Below are 16,954 nucleotides of genomic sequence, written 5' to 3' on the forward strand. Positions count from 1 at the left end.
CGGCGGGAACGCCCTGGCAGTACGCAAGAGAAGAAGACCCCATGACCAAGATCCTGTTGATCGGCGCGAACGGCCAGATCGGTTCCGAACTGGCGGTGGAGCTGGCCAAGCGGCACGGCAACGCCAACGTCATCACCAGCGACGTCGCGCCGCAAGGCCGCGTGCCGCAGCTGACGCACGAGATGCTGGACGTGACCGACGCGGCGGCGCTGGCGGCGGTCGTCAAGCGCCACGGCATCACGCAGATCTATCACCTCGCGGCCGCGCTGTCGGCCACCGGCGAGAAGCATCCGATGTGGGCCTGGGACCTGAACATGAAGGGTCTGCTCAACGTGCTGGAGCTGGCGCGCACGGTGAAGCTGGAGCGCGTGTTCTGGCCGAGCTCGATCGCCGCCTTCGGTCCCCAGACGCCCAAGCAGGGCACGCCCCAGACCACGGTGATGGATCCCACGACGATCTACGGCATCTCCAAGCTGGCCGGCGAGGGCTGGTGCCGCTGGTACCACGCGAACCACGGCGTGGACGTGCGCAGCCTGCGCTATCCAGGCCTGATCAGCTGGAAGACGCCCCCGGGCGGCGGCACGACCGACTACGCCGTCGAGATCTTCCACGAGGCGCTCAAGCACGGCCGCTACACCTGCTTCCTGAAGGACGACCAGGCGCTGCCCATGATGTACATGCCGGACGCGCTGCGCGCGACGCTGGAGCTGATGGAGGCGCCGGCCGATCGCATCACCGAGTGGGGCAGCTACAACCTGGCCGGCGTGAGCTTCACGCCGGAACAGATCGCCGCGTCGATCCGCCGCCGGATCGAGGGCTTCGCCATCGACTACGCGCCGGATTTCCGCCAGAACATCGCGGCCAGCTGGCCGCAGTCCATCGACGACACGGTCGCGCAGCGCGACTGGGGCTGGAAGCTGGGTTACGACCTGGACGCGATGGTCGACGACATGCTGGCGTCGCTGAAGACGCAGTTCGCGGCGACGGCGAAGGCCTGAAGGTCGGGCGCCGTGGGGCGCCGCATCGCCCGCGGTCGCGCGCGGGGCGCTTCTGGACGTAGAGTTCGAGGCTGTCTTCCAGCCCGACCTTGAACGCGCCGTGTCCCGACTCGCCACCGAATTCCAACGCCTCTACGCCGCCGGCCCCGACGGCGCCACGCGCTCGCTCGTGCTCGACGTCGGGCGTCCGTCCGACTGGGACTTGCTCGCCACGGTGTGGCGCGGCGCGCAGCTCGACCTCGGGCTGCCCGCGCCAGGCATCGCCATCGCGGGCGAGAACAGCTATCAGCTGTGGTTCTCGTTGCAGCGGGGTTGCTCGACGGACGAGGCGATGCGCTTCTTCGACGGCCTGCGCGCCCGCTACCTGAGCGACGTCGCCGCGCCACGCATCCGTGCCCTGACCACGGCGCCAGTGGTGCCCGCTCAGGTCCAGGAGGACCAGTGGTCCGCCTTCGTCGCGCCGGACCTGGCGCCCGTCTTCGTCGAGGCGACCTGGCTGGACATCCCGCCGGGCGGGGAAGGGCAGGCCGACCTGCTCAAGGCGCTCAAGAGCATCAGTCCCCCGGAATGGGCGGCGGCCCTGGCGCAACTGACCCCGGAGCCGCAAGACCCGGCCCCCTCGACGGGAGCCCCGGCGGCGGCTCAACCCGCGGCGCCGACATTCGCATCCGCGACGACCTTCACCGACCCCCGAGCCTTCCTGATGCAGGTGATGAACGACGCCACCGTGCCGATGGCGCTGAGGATCGAGGCGGCGAAGGGCTTGCTGCTTGAATCGGGCAGCCCCTGACCATCCGCTGTCAGCGTCCTTCAATCGTCGACATCGATGGGTCAATGACATTGGCCTCGGGTCTCGACAGAGTCGCAGTCTTCCTTCCTGGAGGTGCTGCTCATGTCATTCGGTGTTGTCGGATCTCAGTCCATGGTGTCGCCCGAGGATCTCTACATCCTCGACGTCACCGAGTTCTCCAAGGACTTCTATCGGATGGGGAACGGCACCTGGCCGCTCTTCACGGAGGGGCGGGCCAGGACCGATGTACCGATCGTCGTGCAGAACGGCGTGGAGGTGGTCATGGCCGAAGGGAACGGATTCTCCGCATTCGACAAGATCACCCCGGCCATGTGTCTGCGAGGCAGAAAGGTCTGGCGCATCATGAAGGGCGCGGAGATTCCAGCCGAGTTGGTCGTGGTGAAGGATTTGCGGCCGAATCATCGCGGGCACTACATGATCGCGCCGGCGCGGATGATGCCGCTGAAGAAGTACCTGGGCGCGCTGGAGGAACTCGGCATGGATCGGAGCCGGGTTCAACTCATCGAGGAAGGAGATTCAGATGCCTGTTAGGTTCATCGTCAGCGAGTACAACCTGCTCTGGGAGGCGCTGAGACTCTACGAGCAGCATTTGCAGAGGGAGTCCACCCAGGCGGAAGGCGAGGATGCGCAGATCCTGGCTGACGAGAAGTTGATCAAGCTCGATGCCATGCTGAAGGACGTGCAGGAGGGGGCTCAGCGGGACTGGGGGCTGGATCTGAGATGAGCACTGCCGGTCACGAAGTCCCCGGGTCGCGCGGCCCCTGGGCCCGCCCCGGCCATCAGAACGGGATCTTCCCCGTCCAGATGTCCTTGTACATGACCCAGTCGCCCATGAAGCTGTAGAGCGGGCGCTTGAACGAGGCGGGCTTGTTCTTCTCGAAGCCGAAGTGGCCGATCCACGCGAAGGCGTAGCCGCACAGCAGGCCGATCAGCAGGAAGCCCCAGGTCTGCGTCACCAGCGCATAGGCCAGACACGCCAGCCCCAGGGTCGAGCCGACGAAGTGCAAGCGGCGGCAGGTGGTGTTGCGGTGCTCCCCCAGATAGAAGGGGTAGAACTCAGCGAAGCTGCGCATCGCCTTGACCCGATTCGCGGTGGAATCGGCCTCGCGCGGCGCGTGGGGCAGGGGGCTGGTGCTCATCGCTCGTCTCCTTGGCGCGGCCCTTCCCGGGCTCTGTGCTCGGACTCTGCGACGCTCAGGCCAGCGCCGCCTTCAGCGCATTCAACATCCCTTCCGGCGCCTCGGTCATCAGTGAATGCCCGGCCGGCAAGGTCTGCACCCGCGCGCCGAGCAGGTCCGCCAGTTGCTTCGCGGCTTTCGGCGGCGTCATCGCGTCCTTCGTGCCCAGGATCAGGTGCGATCGCACATGACCGTCGGCCGTCACCTTCGCGACAGCCTCGGGCGCGCCCTGGTAGCGATCGCAGACCTGGAAGTCGTGCTCGAAGAGATTGCCCGTCTCCGCGTAGCCGTCCTGCAGGCGCTCCATCAGCGCCATGCCGCCGCCATGCAGCCAGCCGCCCGGGCCCGGATAGGAGGGCTTGGCCGCCGTCGTCGAGTGCGCGAAGGCGTTCACCATGGCCATCGCCGCGCGCGGACGTTCGCGCGAGGTCGACAGCAGGGCGTCCGACACCTTCATCGGCCAGGCCGTGCCGACCAGCGCCAGCCGCGACACGCGCGCCGGCCGCTGCGCCGCCGCCTCCAGGGCGATGAGCGAGCCCATCGAATGACCGACCAGCGCCACCCCGGGCGCGCCGTCCGCGCCCGCGCCGGCCGGCACGCCGGCCGCGTCGAGCAGCGCGTTGATCCAGCCGCCCAGCGCCTGCACGTCGGCCAGGGCCGGCCCCGCGCTGCGGCCGTGGCCGGGCAGATCGACAGCGAGCACCGCCCGGCCGTGATGGGCGAAGTAGCGCGCCAGCAGCGTCCACACGCTGTGGTCGTTGAGCGCGCCGTGGATGAAGACGACCGCCGGCAGCGAGGCGTCGAAGCGCTTGCCACCGGTGTACGCGTAGGCCTCGTGGCCCTGGACCTTCAGCTTGATCGAGCTCATTTGGCGGCCACCTTCAGCGCGGACTTCAGATCGGCGATCAGGTCGTCGGGATCCTCCAGACCGATCGAGAGACGGATCGTGCCCGCCGTGATGCCCGACGCCGCGAGCGCCGCGTCGTCCATGCGGAAGTGCGTCGTCGTCGCCGGATGGATGACGAGCGAGCGCGCGTCGCCCACGTTGGCCAGATGCGAGAACAGCCGCAGCGATTCGATGAAGCGCTTGCCCTGCTCGCGGCCGCCCTTCAGGTCGAAGCTGAACACCGCGCCGCAGCCCTTGGGCAGCAGCTTCCGCGCCAGCGCGTGATCGCGGTGCGAGGCCAGCCCCGGGTAGTTGACCCGCGCGACGATGTCCTGCGATTCGAGGAACTCGGCGACCCGCTGCGCATTGCTCACGTGGCGCGCCATGCGCAGCGGCAGCGTCTCGATGCCCTGCAGGATCAGCCAGGCCGTGTGCGGGCTCATGCAGGCGCCGAAGTCGCGCAGGCCCTCGCGGCGCGCGCGCAGCAGGAAGGCGCCCACTGTGCTCTCCTCGGTGAACACCATGCCGTGGAACCCGTCGTACGGCTCGCACAGTTCGGCGAAGCGCTGGCGGCCGCTGGCCGCATGCGCCCGGTCCCAATCGAAGCGGCCGCTGTCCACCAGCAGGCCGCCGACCACGGTCCCGTGCCCGCACAGGAACTTGGTCGCGGAGTGGTGCACCAGGTCCGCGCCCAGCGCCGCCGGCTGCTGCAGCCAGGGCGTGGTGAAGGTCGCGTCCACCAGCAGCGGCACGCCCGCCTCGTGCGCGATCTGCGCCACCGACGGGATGTCCAGCACGTCCAGGCCGGGGTTGCCGAGCGACTCGCCCAGCAGCAGCTTGGTCTCGGGGCGGATGGCGGCGCGCCAGCCGTCCAGGTCGCCCGGGCGGACGAAGGTCGTCGTGATGCCGAAGCGCTTGAGCGTGTAGTGCAGCAGGTTGTGCGAGCCGCCGTACAGCGCGCTCGAGGCCACGATGTGGTCGCCGGCCGCGGCGATGGTCGCGATCGCCAGGTGCAACGCGGCCTGACCGCTCGCCGTCGCGAGGCCGCCCACGCCGCCCTCCAGCGCGGCGATGCGTTCCTCCAGCACCGCCGTGGTGGGATTGGACAGCCGCGAGTACACATGACCGCTGCGCTCCATGTTGAACAGGCCGGCGGCGTGCTCGGCGCTCTCGAACACGAACGAGGTCGTCAGGTGCAGCGGCACGGCGCGGGCGCCGGTCGTGGGATCGGGCGCGGCCCCGGCGTGTAGCGCCAAGGTGTCAAAGCCCGGGTCTGAGGGACCAGACATGCATGTCTCCTGCGTGTTGTGCTGTTGTGTGCGGCGCATTGTGTGCTATGTTGGGCGCCACCTTTCCGCCTCGTGCGGATGCCCACCCACCCCCTCGCGCGCCACCGGCGTTCACCGTCTCCCGACTGTCCCGCGCGCGACGCCGTCCCCCGATCCCAACAGGCTTTTCCCCGAGATCATGAAAGTCTCCGACATCCTGCGCGTCAAGGGCAACACGCTCTTCACCGTCTCCCCGGACCAACCGCTGGCCCACGCCGTCGAGACCATGGCCGAGCGCGACATCGGCTCGCTCGTCGTCATGGAGTTCGGCGACCTGATCGGCATGCTGACCTTCCGCGAGGTCATCCAGGCCGTCGTGCGCAACGGCAACACGGTCGGCACGTCGCTGGTCCGCAGCGTGATGGACGACGCCCCGCTGACCTGCACGCCCGAGACCGAGATCGACGAGGTCCGCCGCATGATGCTGGGCCGTCACGCCCGCTACATGCCGGTGCTCAACGGCAAGCAGCTGATGGGCGTGATCTCGTTCTACGACGTCGCCAAGACCGTCGTCGACGCGCAGGACTTCGAGAACCGCATGCTCAAGGCCTACATCCGCGATTGGCCGGCCGAGGACGGCGCCGCCAACGCGTCCTGAGCGACGACGCGGCGTTCCAGGGCGGGCAGACCGCCCGGGCCCCGACACCCCCGGACACCCCCGGACACCAGACAGGCGCACCCTCGGGTGCGCCTTTGCATTGCGGGGTCGTCCGCGCGCCTCGCGAGCGGGCCGCGGCCTCGGCACGCAGCGTCCATCGCCCGCCAACGAAGGGTGCCCAGGAACCAGGGCGATACACTCGGCGGCTCCCGCGACCCTCTCTGGAATTCCGCCATGTCCGGCAGCACCTTCGGCTCTCTCTTCCGTGTCACCAACTTCGGCGAGAGCCATGGTCCGGCCATCGGATGCGTGATCGACGGCTGCCCCCCGGGGCTCCCGTTGTCGGTGGAGGACATCCAGCCCGAGCTGGATCGCCGACGCCCGGGCACCTCGCGGCACGTGACGCAGCGTCAGGAACCGGACCAGGTGGAGATCCTGTCGGGCGTCTACGAGGGCCTGACGACGGGCACCCCCATCTGCCTGCTGATCCGCAACGTGGACCAGCGCAGCAAGGATTACGGGAACATCCTGGACACCTTCCGCCCCGGACACGCGGACTACACCTATTGGCGCAAGTACGGCCTGCGCGATCCGCGCGGTGGTGGCCGTTCCTCGGCGCGGCTGACGGCGCCGATGGTGGCCGCGGGCGCGGTCGCCCGGAAGTGGCTGCGCGACGAGCTCGGCGTCCAGTTCCGCGGCTGCATGACGGCGCTGGGCGAGATCGACCTGGCCTTCGAGGGCTGGGACCACGTCCCCAACAATCCCTTCTTCGCCGCCAACGCCTCGCAGATCGAGGCGCTGGAGGCGTATATGGACGCGCTGCGCAAGGACGGTGATTCCGTCGGCGCGAAGCTGATGGTCGAGGCGACCGGCATGCCCGCGGGCCTGGGCCAGCCGCTGTTCGACAAGCTCGATGCCGACATCGCCTACGCGATGATGGGCATCAACGCGGTCAAGGGCGTGGAGATCGGCGCCGGTTTCGAGAGCGTGCGCCAGCGCGGCAGCCAGCATGGCGACGAGCTGTGGCCGGACGGCTTCGCCAGCAACAACGCGGGCGGCGTGCTGGGCGGCATCTCGAGCGGCCAGGATCTGCGGGTCTCGATCGCGATCAAGCCGACCAGCTCCATCCGCACCGCCAAGGCCTCGATCAACCGGGCCGGCGAGCCGACCTCGGTCGAGACCTTCGGTCGCCATGATCCCTGCGTGGGCATCCGCGCCACCCCGATCGCCGAGGCCATGCTGGCGCTGGTCGTCATGGACCACGTCCTGATGGACCGCGCCCAGTGTGGCGACGTCGAGCTGCCCCTCCCGCCGATCGCCGCCTCGCGCTTCTGAGCGCGCCCGGCCCCCCACCGGATTCCTCACGCCGGCTTCACGCGCCGGCCCTCCGCGCCTCCCTGAGCGGCGCGACCCCGGAGCCCGCGCCCGGAGGGGCGCCGTCTCTCCGCCCATCCGTCCCTGCTGCATTTCGTCCGCCCGGGCGCTGATTTCGGGCCCGGAGAAAAGCAGGCCATGACGCGCAATCTGCAATTCGTCGCAGTTGGCGCACGGGTCGAATTGGGGATTCCTACACTGCGCCGCATTCAAGGATCATCGGGCCCCGGTGATCCCGTCTCAAGGATGGGGGAGATCATGCGCAAGCAATGGTGGATGGGTGGTGTCGTGGTAGCCGTCCTGGCGGGTGGCGCCGGTGTTTACGCCACCAGCCGGAGCGAACCTCCGGCGCAGAAGAAGGACGAGAAGCCCGCCCTGGAATTCCAGGCCAACGAGGTGGTCAAGCCCACCCAGGCCCGGATGCCCGGCGTGATCGAGTTCTCCGGCCCGCTGGTCGCGCCGAACACGGTGATCGTCCGGGCCAAGGCCTCGGGCAGCCTGGTCAGCCTGGCGGTGGGCGAGGGCAGCCGCGTCCGCGCCGGCGAATCCCTCGGCCAGCTGGACCTGGAGGAGCTGCGCCACCGCGTCGCCGAGCGCAGCGCCGGTGTCGAATCCGCCCGCGCCACGTACGAGCAGACCCAGCGCCAGTACAAGGCCAACCAGGGCCTGGCGGAAGCCAACTTCATCGCGCCGACGGCGCTCGACAATTCCCGCGCCGCGATGGAAGCGGCCCGCGGCCAGATGTCCTCGGCGCAGGCCCAGCTGGGCACGAGCGAGGTCCTGCTCAAGCAGGCGGCGCTGATCTCGCCGATCAACGGCATCGTCTACAAGCGCCATGCGCTCCCCGGCGAGAAGGTCGCGGCGGAGCAGCAGGTGCTGACCATCGTCGACCTGTCCAAGCTGGAACTGGCCGGTCTGGTCGGCACCCACGAGGTCGGCAAGCTGCAGCCCGGCATGGAAGTGCAGATCAAGGTCGAGGGCGTCGACGAGCCGGTCACCGCGCGCATCGCCCGCATCGCCCCGGCCGCCGAGCCCGGCACCCGTTCCATCGGCGTGACGCTGAGCCTGGACAACCCCGGCGAGCGCTTCCGCGCCGGCCAGTACGCCGTCGCCCGCGTGGAGCTGGCCGACGACAAGCAGCGCATGACGGTGCCGATGGCGGCGCTGGGCAGCGTCTCCGGCCAGGAGCACGTGTGGGTGATCGAGAAGGGCGCGCTCGTGCGCCGCATCGTCACGACCGGCCGGCGCGATCCGCGCGAAGGCCGCGTCGAGATCCTCGCCGGCCTGACCGCGCAATCCCAGGTGCTGGGCGCGCGCTTCGACAACCTGAAGGAAGGCGAGCGGGCCGAGATCCGCGCGCCCAAGGCCAGCGTCGCCAGCGCCTCGGCGAGCGACTCGGTCGCCCAGTAAGCCGCCCGGCCCGCGAGGGCCCGCCTCCATGAGGCACGGACGTCCTCGGCCACGAGCCGGGCGTCGCGCCGTGCCGCCCGAACACGATCACAGGAAGGGACCCGCACCATGTGGATGACCCGCGTCTCGATCAGGAACCCCGTCTTCGCCACCATGGTCATGGTCGCGCTGTGCGTGCTGGGCCTGGTCGCCTATTCCAAGCTGGGCGTCGAACAGTCGCCCGACATCTCCTTCCCCGGCGCCCAAGTCGACATCCAGTACCCGGGCGCCTCGCCCGAGGCCGTCGAGCGCGAAGTGGCCAAGCCGCTGGAGGAAGCGCTCAACACCATCGCCGGCGTCGAGCGCATCCAGTCGCGCAGCTTCGAGGGCCGCGCCCAGACCACGGTGGAGTTCTCGCTCAACGCCGACATGAACCGCGGCATGCAGGAGATCCGCGATCGCGTGGCCATGGTGCAGGCGCAGTTCCCCAAGGACGTGAAGCCGCCGATGGTGCTGCGCTTCCAGGGCGAGAACGCGCAGCCCATCATCGTGGCCGCGCTGCTGAGCCCCAACCGCAGCGCCCGGGAAATCTCGATGATGGCCGACCTGGTCGTGTCCAAGCGGCTGGGCCGCGCCGAGGGCGTCGCCAAGGTCGATGTCGGCGGGCTGGCGCTGCGCGAGGTGCGCATCGACCTCGATCCGCAGCGCCTGCGCGCCTACAGCATCACGCCGGCGCAGATCTCCACGGCGCTGAACGCCGCCAACACCGACGCGCCGGTGGGCCTGCTGTCCGACCGCTTCGCCGACGCGATGCTGCGCGTCGAGGGCAAGGTCAAGGATCCCAAGGACTTCGCCAATGTCGTGGTCGCGCACCGCGGCGATCTGGTGCTGACGCTGGGCGACCTGGGCACGCTGAGCGAGCGCGAACGCGAGCTCGACAGCATCGCCCGCATCAACGGCCAGACGGCCGTCACCTTCAACATCTTCAAGCAGCAGGACGCCAACATCGTCCAGACCGGCGAGGCGGTGAAGGCCGCCGTCGAGGAACTGCGCAAGACGCTCCCCAAGGACATGGAGCTGCGCATGATCTACGTCAACAGCGACTTCGTGAAGCACTCGCTGGACGGGTTGCGCCATACGCTGATCGAGGGCGCGCTGCTGACCATCGCCATCGTCTTCCTGTTCCTGCACAGCTGGCGCTCGACCATCATCACCGGCCTGACGCTGCCGATCTCGGTGATCTCCAGCTTCATCGCGGTGTACGCCTTCGGCTTCACGCTGAACTTCATGACGATGATGGCGCTGAGCCTGTGCATCGGCCTGCTGATCGACGACGCCATCGTCGTGCGCGAGAACATCGTGCGCCACGTCGCGATGGGCAAGGGCCACCACCAGGCCGCCGAGGATGGGACCAACGAGATCGGTCTGGCCGTGATGGCCACGACCTTCGCGATCTGCGCGGTGTTCGTGCCCGTCGCCTTCATGGGCGGCATCGTCGGCAAGTTCTTCTATCCCTTCGGCATCACCGTCGCGGTCGCGGTGCTGGTGTCGCTGTTCGTGAGCTTCACGCTGGACCCGATGCTGTCCTCGGTGTGGCCGGATCCGCCCAGCACCTACATCAAGAAGGTGCCGGTCATCGGTCACCTGATCCGCGCGACCGACGCCGGCATGGACGTGCTGCACGATTTCTACGAGAAGACGCTGCGCTGGGTGTTCTCGCCGCGCCGCTACCGGCTGTGGGTGCTGCCGTCCTATGGCCGGCCCTTCGATGCCGACGGCGAGCGCGACAAGTCGGCGCCTCGCCGGCTGCGCTCGGCCACCATCACGCCGCGCGGCATCGTGACGATGTCGGGCATCGGCAGCTTCGTCGCGGCGCTGATGCTGGTGCCCGCGGTGGGCAGCGAGTTCCAGCCCCAGGTCGACCAGGGCTTCACCCATCTGACGCTGCGCATGCCGGTGGCGACCAGCCTGGACCGCGGTGACGCGAAGGTGCGCCAGGTCGAGGAGATCCTGGCCAAGTTCCCCGAGATCAAGACCGTGTCCACCGTGGTGGGCAGCAGCGGCGAGGGCATGGCCACCGGCCGCAACCAGGCCAACCTGGACATCGCGCTGGTCGATCGCAAGGAGCGCAAGCGCACCCAGACCCAGGTCGAGGACGCGATCCGCGCCGAGATCGCCCGCATCCCCGGCGTCGAGGTCAGCGTCGGCTTCAACCGCCCGGTGTGGGTGACCATCCTGGGCTCCGATCCCGAGGTGCTCACGCAGGTGGCCAAGGACTTCGCCGAGAAGCTCAAGAAGATCAAGGGCGCCGTCGACGTCGACACCACCGTCAAGCCCGGCCTGCCGGCCTACGCGGTGCGGCTCAAGGATTCCGCCGTGCGGGAGCTGGGCCTGAGCGCGCCGCAGGTGGCCTCGTCGCTGCGCGCCTATGTCAACGGCGACATCGCCACCTACTGGACCACGCCGGACGGCAACCAGGTCGAGGTGCTGCTGCGCCTGCCCAAGGCGCAGCGCCAGAGCATCGAGCAGATGCGCAACCTGCCGGTGGCCTTCGCCAAGGATGGCTCGCCGATCTCCCTGGAGCAGGTCGCCACCATCGAGCCGGTGTTCAACCCCGAGGTGATCCGCCGCCAGAACCTGCAACGCCGCGAGGCGGTGTACGCCGGCGTGCAGGGGCGCCCGGGCGGCGACGTCAACGCCGACGTGCAGAAGCTGATCAAGGAGACGCAGTTGCCCCCGGGCATCAGCTTCATGGTCGACGGCGACGGCAAGCAGCAGGCGGAAGCCTTCAACGGTCTGCTGATCGCGATGGGCCTGGCGCTGATCTTCATCTACATCGTGCTGGCCAGCCAGTTCGGCAGCTTCGTGCAGCCGATCGCGATCATGGCCTCGCTGCCGCTCGCGCTGATCGGGGTGATGGTGGCGCTGCTGCTGTGGAAGACGACGCTGAACGTGTTCTCGATGATCGGCCTGGTGATGCTGATGGGCCTGGTGACGAAGAACGCGATCCTGCTGGTGGACTTCGCCAATCACGCGCGCCGCGACCAGGGCGTCTCCATCCCCGAGGCGCTGCTGCAGGCGGGCCTGATCCGGATGCGCCCCATCATCATGACCACCGCGGCCATGGTGTTCGGCATGCTGCCGATGGCGATCGCGCTGAACGAGGGCGGCGAGATGCAGGCCCCGATGGGCCGCGCCATCATCGGCGGCGTGATCACCTCGACGCTGCTCACCCTGGTGGTGGTGCCGGTGATCTATTCCTACCTGGTGAAGGGTCGCAAGACCTTCGGCGCGGCGGACGCCTCGGGCGCGGCGCCGATGGCATCGAGCCATGGTGCCGAGGCCCCGGTCGCGCCCCTGCTGCCGGGCATCGCTCCCCAGCCTGGAGCCGCGGACTGACGGCAACAAGAGGTGGGTCCCACGCCGTGACTTGACGCATTCCGGTCATGGCGCCTCGATCGCGGGGCAGGCAGATTCGGCGGCTCTTCCCACGAGCCGACCGAGATGCCTGCCCCGCTGCCATTTCCCGCCCCCGCGCCAAATCCCGATCGTTCTCCGCGACGTCCGCCGCCCCGTGACGCGGCGGCGTCCGCCGGCACCGCAAGCCTCGACGACGGGTGTGGCCCTCCGGAGGACCCACCGAACGCGATGAACGGGGCCCGGGACGGCGACCGGGAAGACCAGCCGCTCGTGCTGACGTTCCGCACGCTCTCCATCGAGCTGACGCCGTCGTTCTTCGCGTTGCTGGCGCCGGTGGCGCCGCTGCTGGTGGTCGGCGTGTCCCTGGAGTCGGTGTTGGCGATCGCGCTCGCCATCCTGCTCGCGGCCGTCGCGATCGGGAGCCTGGGGCTCTGCATCGCCACCTTGCTCGGGCTGCGTCTGCGCGTGTTGCCGCCATCCCCCGGCTTCGCGGGCGACGCCGTCATGCTGGAGGTGCGCGTGGACAACCCGGGGCCGCGCTTCCGCTGGGACATCGGCATCGGTCTGGAGGCCGCCGACTTCCCCGGATGTCCGAGCCCCGCGGGCTGGATCGACGTCCCGCCGCATGCCTACGGCCTGGCCCTGGTCCCCGTGGCGGCGCGAGAGCGCGGCCGACGGCCCTTGCCGACGCTGTGGATCGAGACCCGGCATCCCTTCGGCTTCGCGCGGGTGGGACGGCGATGGACGCCCGCGGGCGCGATGCAGGTGTTCGCCCGTCCCGAGTGGCGCCCGCCGCGATTGCCCGCGCTGCGGCGCGGTCGAGGCGGCGCGGGGGCGGGCGCTGTCGTGCTGGATCCCATGCTGGCCCGTCGGCGCGAGATCGGCGTGCGCGGCGATGAGGGCGCTGGCGACGCCGACGTGGAGCGAACGGTCTCGCGCCTCAGCGCCTGGGTGTTGCAGGCCGAGTACGCCGGCCACCCCTATGGCCTTCGACTGGGTTCGGTGGTGGTGCCGCCGGGACTCGGCCACGCGCATCAGCGACGCTGCCTGGCGCTGCTGGCCGATTGGCCGGGCGACGAATGAGGCGTCGCAGGCACGCCACCGGTCCCGGCCAAGCGGGCGCGGCCCCGGGACCTGGAACGGTCCGACTCAGCAGCTCGACCGCATCACCAGCTCGAAGCCCAGATCCACGCGGCGCTCGGGCACGTCCTCGCCGCGCATCAGCGCGACCAGCATCCGGGCCGCATGCAGGCCGATCTCGCCGCGTGGCGTGCGGACCGTGCTCAGCGGCGGCAGCATCTGGTCGCCGCCCGTCAGGTCGTTGAAGCCGACGACGGCGATGCGCTCGGGCACCCGCAGCCCCAGGCGCAACGCCTGCAGCAACGCGCCCTGCGCGAGGTCGTCGTTGTTGAAGAAGATCGCGTCCACATCGGGCGCCTCGCGCATCACCCGCTCCAGCAGCTTGGCACCGAGCGCGAACGAGGAGGGCGCCGCGTCCATGAACTCCAGCCGCGGATCGTGCGCCGCGCCGAGCGCCGCCCGGTAGCCCTGGGCGCGCTGCAGCGTCCGGGGATCCAGCTGCGCCGCCGCGAAGGCGATGCGCCGGTACCCGCGGCGCAGCAGCTCCGCCGTCATCGCGTGACCGGCCGCCTGCTGCGAGAAGCCCACGGAGTAGGGCTCCCCGCCGTCCTCGGCGTCGGCCGCGCCAGGCGCCGCTCCCCGGTTCTCCATCACATGCACGCAGGGAACGCCGCTGCCGTGGATCAGGGCGTGCGCGGCCTCCGTATGGTCGAAGCCGGTCACCAGCAGACCCGCGGGCCGGTTCATCAGGTAGGTGCGCAGCAGCGCCTCCTCCTCGTCGGCGCGGTAGTGGGTGACGCCGATCAGGCTCTGGTAGCCGGCAGCCAGCAGCGTCCGCTGGGCGGCGTCGAGCAGGTCCACGAACAGCGTGTTGGACAGCAGCGGGATCAGCACCACGACCTGGTTGCTGCGCGCCGAGGCCAATGCCCGCGCGGCCGGATCCGGCACGTAGCCCAACTGGGCGACGGCCGTGGTGACGCGCTCGACCAGGTCGGCGGCCACGCTGCGCTCGCCGCGCAGCGCGCGCGAGGCCGTGATCGGGCTGACGCCCGCGGCCAATGCCACATCCTGGAGCGTGACCCGGCCCGTGGCGCGGCGTCGTTTGGGGGCGGAAGCTGTCGTCATCGGGAAGGGAGGATAGCGCTGTCTCCCTGGGAACGCAGCCGGGGCGGACCCGTGGATCGCCCCGCCGGCGCGTCGCCCGACGCCTCCTCCCGTCGCCCCGTTTCCGGGCGCCGTACCTGCGTGTAATCCCTATCGTGGTGCGACGAATCGCTGCCTAAGATAGCGCTATCCCATTTGGACAGCGCTATCCCAAAATCGTTTGGAAGGCCTGTCCGGCAGTTCACGACCATGGCTTCTCACGCGTCCTCACCCCCTGGATCGACCGCTCCACCCGCGCCTGCCGCGAGCGCGCGGTGCGCCCGCGCCCTCGTCGTCATGGGGGTGGCCGGCTGCGGCAAGACCAGCGTCGGCGAGGCGCTGGCGCGCGCGCTGGGCTGGGGCTTCATCGAGGGCGACGCGCACCACGCGCCTGCCTCGATCGCCAAGATGCAGGCCGGCCAGCCGCTGGACGACGCCGACCGCTGGGGCTGGCTGGACCGCCTCGGCGAGATGCTCGCGGCGCAGGCGCCGGTGGTGCTGAGCTGCTCCGCGCTCAAGGGCGCCTACCGCGAGCGGCTGCGGGCCGCGAGCCCGGGCCTGCGCTTCGTCTTCCTGGCGATCGACAAGCCGCTGGCGCTCGAGCGCGTGGCGGCGCGGGCCCAGCGCCATTTCTTTTCCGCCAGCCTGGTGGACAGCCAGTTCGCCACCCTGGAATCGCCCGATGGCGAGCCCGGCGTGCTGACGCTGCCGGCCGCGCTGCCGCTGGACGAGCAGGTCCGGCAGGCGCGCGCCTGGCTGGCCGCCGATGCACACGACCCGGGCGAGGCATCGCCCCAGCGCGCGGGCCGCTCCGGCCCCGCCGACGAGGAGACCTCCGCATGAACGAGCACAAGCCTTCCGACGCGGTGCCGGCCCCGGCCGTCCCGCCCAAGTCCCGCTGGCAGATCGCCGCCGAAGCCGCGATGGCGTTGTGCCTGGGCGTGATGGCGCTGGCGGTCTTCGTCAACGTCGTGCTGCGCTATGGCTTCGGCAGCGGTGTCGCGGCCAGCGAGGAACTCTCGCGCCTGCTCTTCGTCTGGATGGTCTTCATCGGCGCGACGGCGGCCTATCCGCTGGGCGAGCACATGGCCTTCACCAGCCTGCTGCTGCCGCTCAGGCGCAAGCCCGCGGCGCTGCGCGCGGTCACCGCGCTGATCCGCGTCGCCGTCATCGTGGCTGCGGTGCTGGTCGCCTGGGGCGCGTGGCAGCAGGTGGTGGTGGGCATGGACAGCCGCTCGGTGGTGCTGGGCTACTCGAATGCGTTGCTGCCGCTGCCGGCGCTGCTGTCCTGCGGGGCCATCGCGCTGATGGCGCTGTGGGAGCTGGTGCGCAACAAGCCGCTCGATCTCGAGCACGAGTCGGACGTCGAGTAAGGGCAGGGGACATCGATCATGAGCAACGAGGCACTGTCCTTCATCGTCTTCTCCGGCGGCATGCTGCTGCTGATGGGCATCGGCATCCCGATGGCCTTCGCGCTGGTGCTGACCGGCGCCGGCATGGCCTGGGCGCTGGAGTTCTGGGACACCCAGCTGCTGGCGCAGAACCTGGTCGCGGGCATCGACAGCTTCCCGCTGCTGGCCGTCCCGTTCTTCATCCTCGCGGGCGAGCTGATGAACGCCGGCGGCATCAGCCGGCGCATCATCCAGATGGCGCAGGCCTGGGTGGGGCACATCCCCGGCGGGCTGGGCTTCGTGGCGATCGGCGCGGCGGTGCTGATGGCCAGCATGAGCGGCTCGGCGCTGGCCGACACCGCGGCGCTGGCCACCATCCTGCTGCCGATGATGCGCAACCACGGCTATCCGATGGCGACCTCCGCCGGCCTGATCGCCGCGGGCGGCATCATCGCGCCCATCATTCCGCCCTCCATGCCCTTCGTGATCTACGGCGTGACGACCAACACCTCGATCTCGGCGCTGTTCCTGTCAGGCATCGTGCCGGGCCTGATCATGGGCATCGGCCTGCTGGTCGCGTGGAAGCTGCAGCTGCGCAAGATCGACCTGCCGCCGGGCCGGGCGCTGCCGATGTCGGAACGCCTGATGGCCACGGCCCGCGCCTTCTTCGCGCTGCTGATGCCGCTGATCATCATCGGCGGCATGAAGACCGGCGTGTTCACGCCCACCGAGGCCGCCGTCGTCGCCGCGTTCTACGCGCTGGTGGTGAGCTTCCTGGTCCACCGCGAGATGACGCTGAAGGACCTGCACGGCGTGCTGGTGCGCGCGGCCAAGACCACCGCCATCGTGATGTTCCTGTGCGCCGGCGCGCAGGTGGCCAGCTACATGATCACGCTGGCCGACCTGCCGGGCGTGCTGTCGGCCTGGCTGGGCGGGCTGATCGAGTCGCCCCGGCTGCTGATGGCGCTCATGATGCTGCTGCTGGTGCTGATCGGCACCGCGCTGGACCTGACGCCCACCATCCTGATCTTCGCCCCGGTGATGCTGCCCATCGCCGTCAAGGCCGGCATCGACCCGGTGTACTTCGGCCTGATGTTCGTGCTCAACGGCGCCATCGGCCTGATCACGCCGCCGGTGGGCACCGTGCTGAACGTGGTGGCCGGCGTGGGCCGGCTCACGATGCACCAGGTCATCAAGGGCGTGAATCCCTTCCTGGCGACCTACGTGCTCATCCTGGTGCTGTTCACCGCCTTCCCCGAGCTCGTCATCGCGCCGATGAAGTGGCTGCGCTGACGCGCCCGGCCGACGACCTTCCCCGCAACCCCTCGAAGAACCACGACCCGGAGACCCCCATGACG

The 16,954-nt window shown here is 69.8% G+C and carries 16 protein-coding genes; 12 read left to right on the forward strand and 4 right to left on the reverse strand.

The features are described 5' to 3' along the window. Positions 1 to 41: 41 nt before the first annotated feature. The 4 genes from MCHT01_RS18435 to MCHT01_RS18450 all read left to right on the forward strand — a co-directional run bounded on the left by MCHT01_RS18435 (position 42) and on the right by MCHT01_RS18450 (position 2,533). Positions 42 to 998, forward strand: a complete 957-nt coding sequence (locus MCHT01_RS18435; RefSeq protein WP_067067200.1) for an NAD-dependent epimerase/dehydratase family protein — start codon at positions 42 to 44, stop codon at positions 996 to 998. A gap of 100 nt (positions 999 to 1,098) precedes the next feature. Then, complete coding sequence (locus tag MCHT01_RS26350) at positions 1,099 to 1,788, forward strand: hypothetical protein (protein ID WP_067067202.1); 690 nt, start codon at positions 1,099 to 1,101, stop codon at positions 1,786 to 1,788. Positions 1,789 to 1,920: 132 nt separating this feature from the next. After that, positions 1,921 to 2,340 (forward strand): Tse2 family ADP-ribosyltransferase toxin, encoded by a 420-nt coding sequence (locus tag MCHT01_RS18445; RefSeq protein WP_067067204.1) that lies wholly within the window; start codon positions 1,921 to 1,923, stop codon positions 2,338 to 2,340. Continuing rightward, complete coding sequence (locus MCHT01_RS18450) at positions 2,330 to 2,533, forward strand: hypothetical protein (protein ID WP_067067206.1); 204 nt, start codon at positions 2,330 to 2,332, stop codon at positions 2,531 to 2,533. The genes MCHT01_RS18445 and MCHT01_RS18450 overlap by 11 nt, the downstream gene beginning before the upstream one ends. A 55-nt stretch (positions 2,534 to 2,588) precedes the next feature. Here the strand turns inward: MCHT01_RS18450 and MCHT01_RS18455 are convergent, their stop codons facing one another. The 3 genes from MCHT01_RS18455 to MCHT01_RS18465 are packed head-to-tail and all read right to left on the reverse strand — an operon-like array spanning position 2,589 to position 5,162. After that, positions 2,589 to 2,948, reverse strand: coding sequence for an Mpo1-like protein (locus tag MCHT01_RS18455; protein ID WP_067067207.1), 360 nt, complete (start codon positions 2,946 to 2,948; stop codon positions 2,589 to 2,591). A gap of 55 nt (positions 2,949 to 3,003) precedes the next feature. Beyond that, the gene (locus MCHT01_RS18460) at positions 3,004 to 3,846 is read right to left on the reverse strand and encodes an alpha/beta fold hydrolase (protein WP_067067249.1); all 843 of its coding nucleotides are present in this window, start codon (positions 3,844 to 3,846) and stop codon (positions 3,004 to 3,006) included. A 5-nt stretch (positions 3,847 to 3,851) separates the two neighbouring features. Beyond that, positions 3,852 to 5,162 (reverse strand): O-acetylhomoserine aminocarboxypropyltransferase, encoded by a 1,311-nt coding sequence (locus MCHT01_RS18465; RefSeq protein WP_067067209.1) that lies wholly within the window; start codon positions 5,160 to 5,162, stop codon positions 3,852 to 3,854. 178 nt (positions 5,163 to 5,340) lie between these two features. Here MCHT01_RS18465 and MCHT01_RS18470 point away from each other — a divergent pair, with 178 nt between their 5' ends. From MCHT01_RS18470 to MCHT01_RS18490, 5 genes are all read left to right on the forward strand, one after another. Further along, on the forward strand, positions 5,341 to 5,799 hold the full coding sequence (locus tag MCHT01_RS18470) for a CBS domain-containing protein (protein ID WP_067067210.1): 459 nt from the start codon (positions 5,341 to 5,343) through the stop codon (positions 5,797 to 5,799). A gap of 234 nt (positions 5,800 to 6,033) precedes the next feature. Then, a complete protein-coding gene (gene aroC, locus MCHT01_RS18475) occupies positions 6,034 to 7,134 on the forward strand; it encodes a chorismate synthase (protein ID WP_067067212.1) in 1,101 nt (366 codons plus the stop codon). A 297-nt stretch (positions 7,135 to 7,431) separates the two neighbouring features. Beyond that, positions 7,432 to 8,583, forward strand: a complete 1,152-nt coding sequence (locus MCHT01_RS18480; protein WP_067067251.1) for an efflux RND transporter periplasmic adaptor subunit — start codon at positions 7,432 to 7,434, stop codon at positions 8,581 to 8,583. Between the two features lie 108 nt (positions 8,584 to 8,691). Continuing rightward, entirely contained in the window at positions 8,692 to 11,961 is a 3,270-nt protein-coding gene (locus tag MCHT01_RS18485; protein ID WP_084452938.1) for an efflux RND transporter permease subunit, read from the forward strand. Positions 11,962 to 12,252: 291 nt separating this feature from the next. Beyond that, a complete protein-coding gene (locus MCHT01_RS18490) occupies positions 12,253 to 13,065 on the forward strand; it encodes a hypothetical protein (RefSeq protein WP_169806158.1) in 813 nt (270 codons plus the stop codon). A gap of 66 nt (positions 13,066 to 13,131) precedes the next feature. Here the strand turns inward: MCHT01_RS18490 and gntR are convergent, their stop codons facing one another. Further along, on the reverse strand, positions 13,132 to 14,187 hold the full coding sequence (gntR, locus tag MCHT01_RS18495; protein ID WP_067067216.1) for an HTH-type transcriptional regulator GntR: 1,056 nt from the start codon (positions 14,185 to 14,187) through the stop codon (positions 13,132 to 13,134). Positions 14,188 to 14,502: 315 nt separating this feature from the next. Between gntR and MCHT01_RS18500 the strand changes: the two genes are divergently transcribed. From MCHT01_RS18500 to MCHT01_RS18510, 3 genes are read left to right on the forward strand one after another with little or no spacing between them, the layout of a single operon-like run. Continuing rightward, a complete protein-coding gene (locus tag MCHT01_RS18500) occupies positions 14,503 to 15,048 on the forward strand; it encodes a gluconokinase (RefSeq protein ID WP_067067218.1) in 546 nt (181 codons plus the stop codon). Beyond that, a complete protein-coding gene (locus MCHT01_RS18505; RefSeq protein WP_067067220.1) occupies positions 15,045 to 15,578 on the forward strand; it encodes a TRAP transporter small permease in 534 nt (177 codons plus the stop codon). Before MCHT01_RS18500 ends, MCHT01_RS18505 begins: the two co-directional genes overlap by 4 nt. An 18-nt stretch (positions 15,579 to 15,596) precedes the next feature. Continuing rightward, positions 15,597 to 16,889 (forward strand): TRAP transporter large permease, encoded by a 1,293-nt coding sequence (locus MCHT01_RS18510; protein WP_067067222.1) that lies wholly within the window; start codon positions 15,597 to 15,599, stop codon positions 16,887 to 16,889. The last annotated feature ends 65 nt before the right edge of the window (positions 16,890 to 16,954 follow it).

Origin of the sequence: Mitsuaria chitosanitabida ATCC BAA-476 = NBRC 102408, assembly GCF_001598255.1 — a bacterium.
GTDB lineage: Bacteria > Pseudomonadota > Gammaproteobacteria > Burkholderiales > Burkholderiaceae_C > Roseateles > Roseateles chitosanitabidus.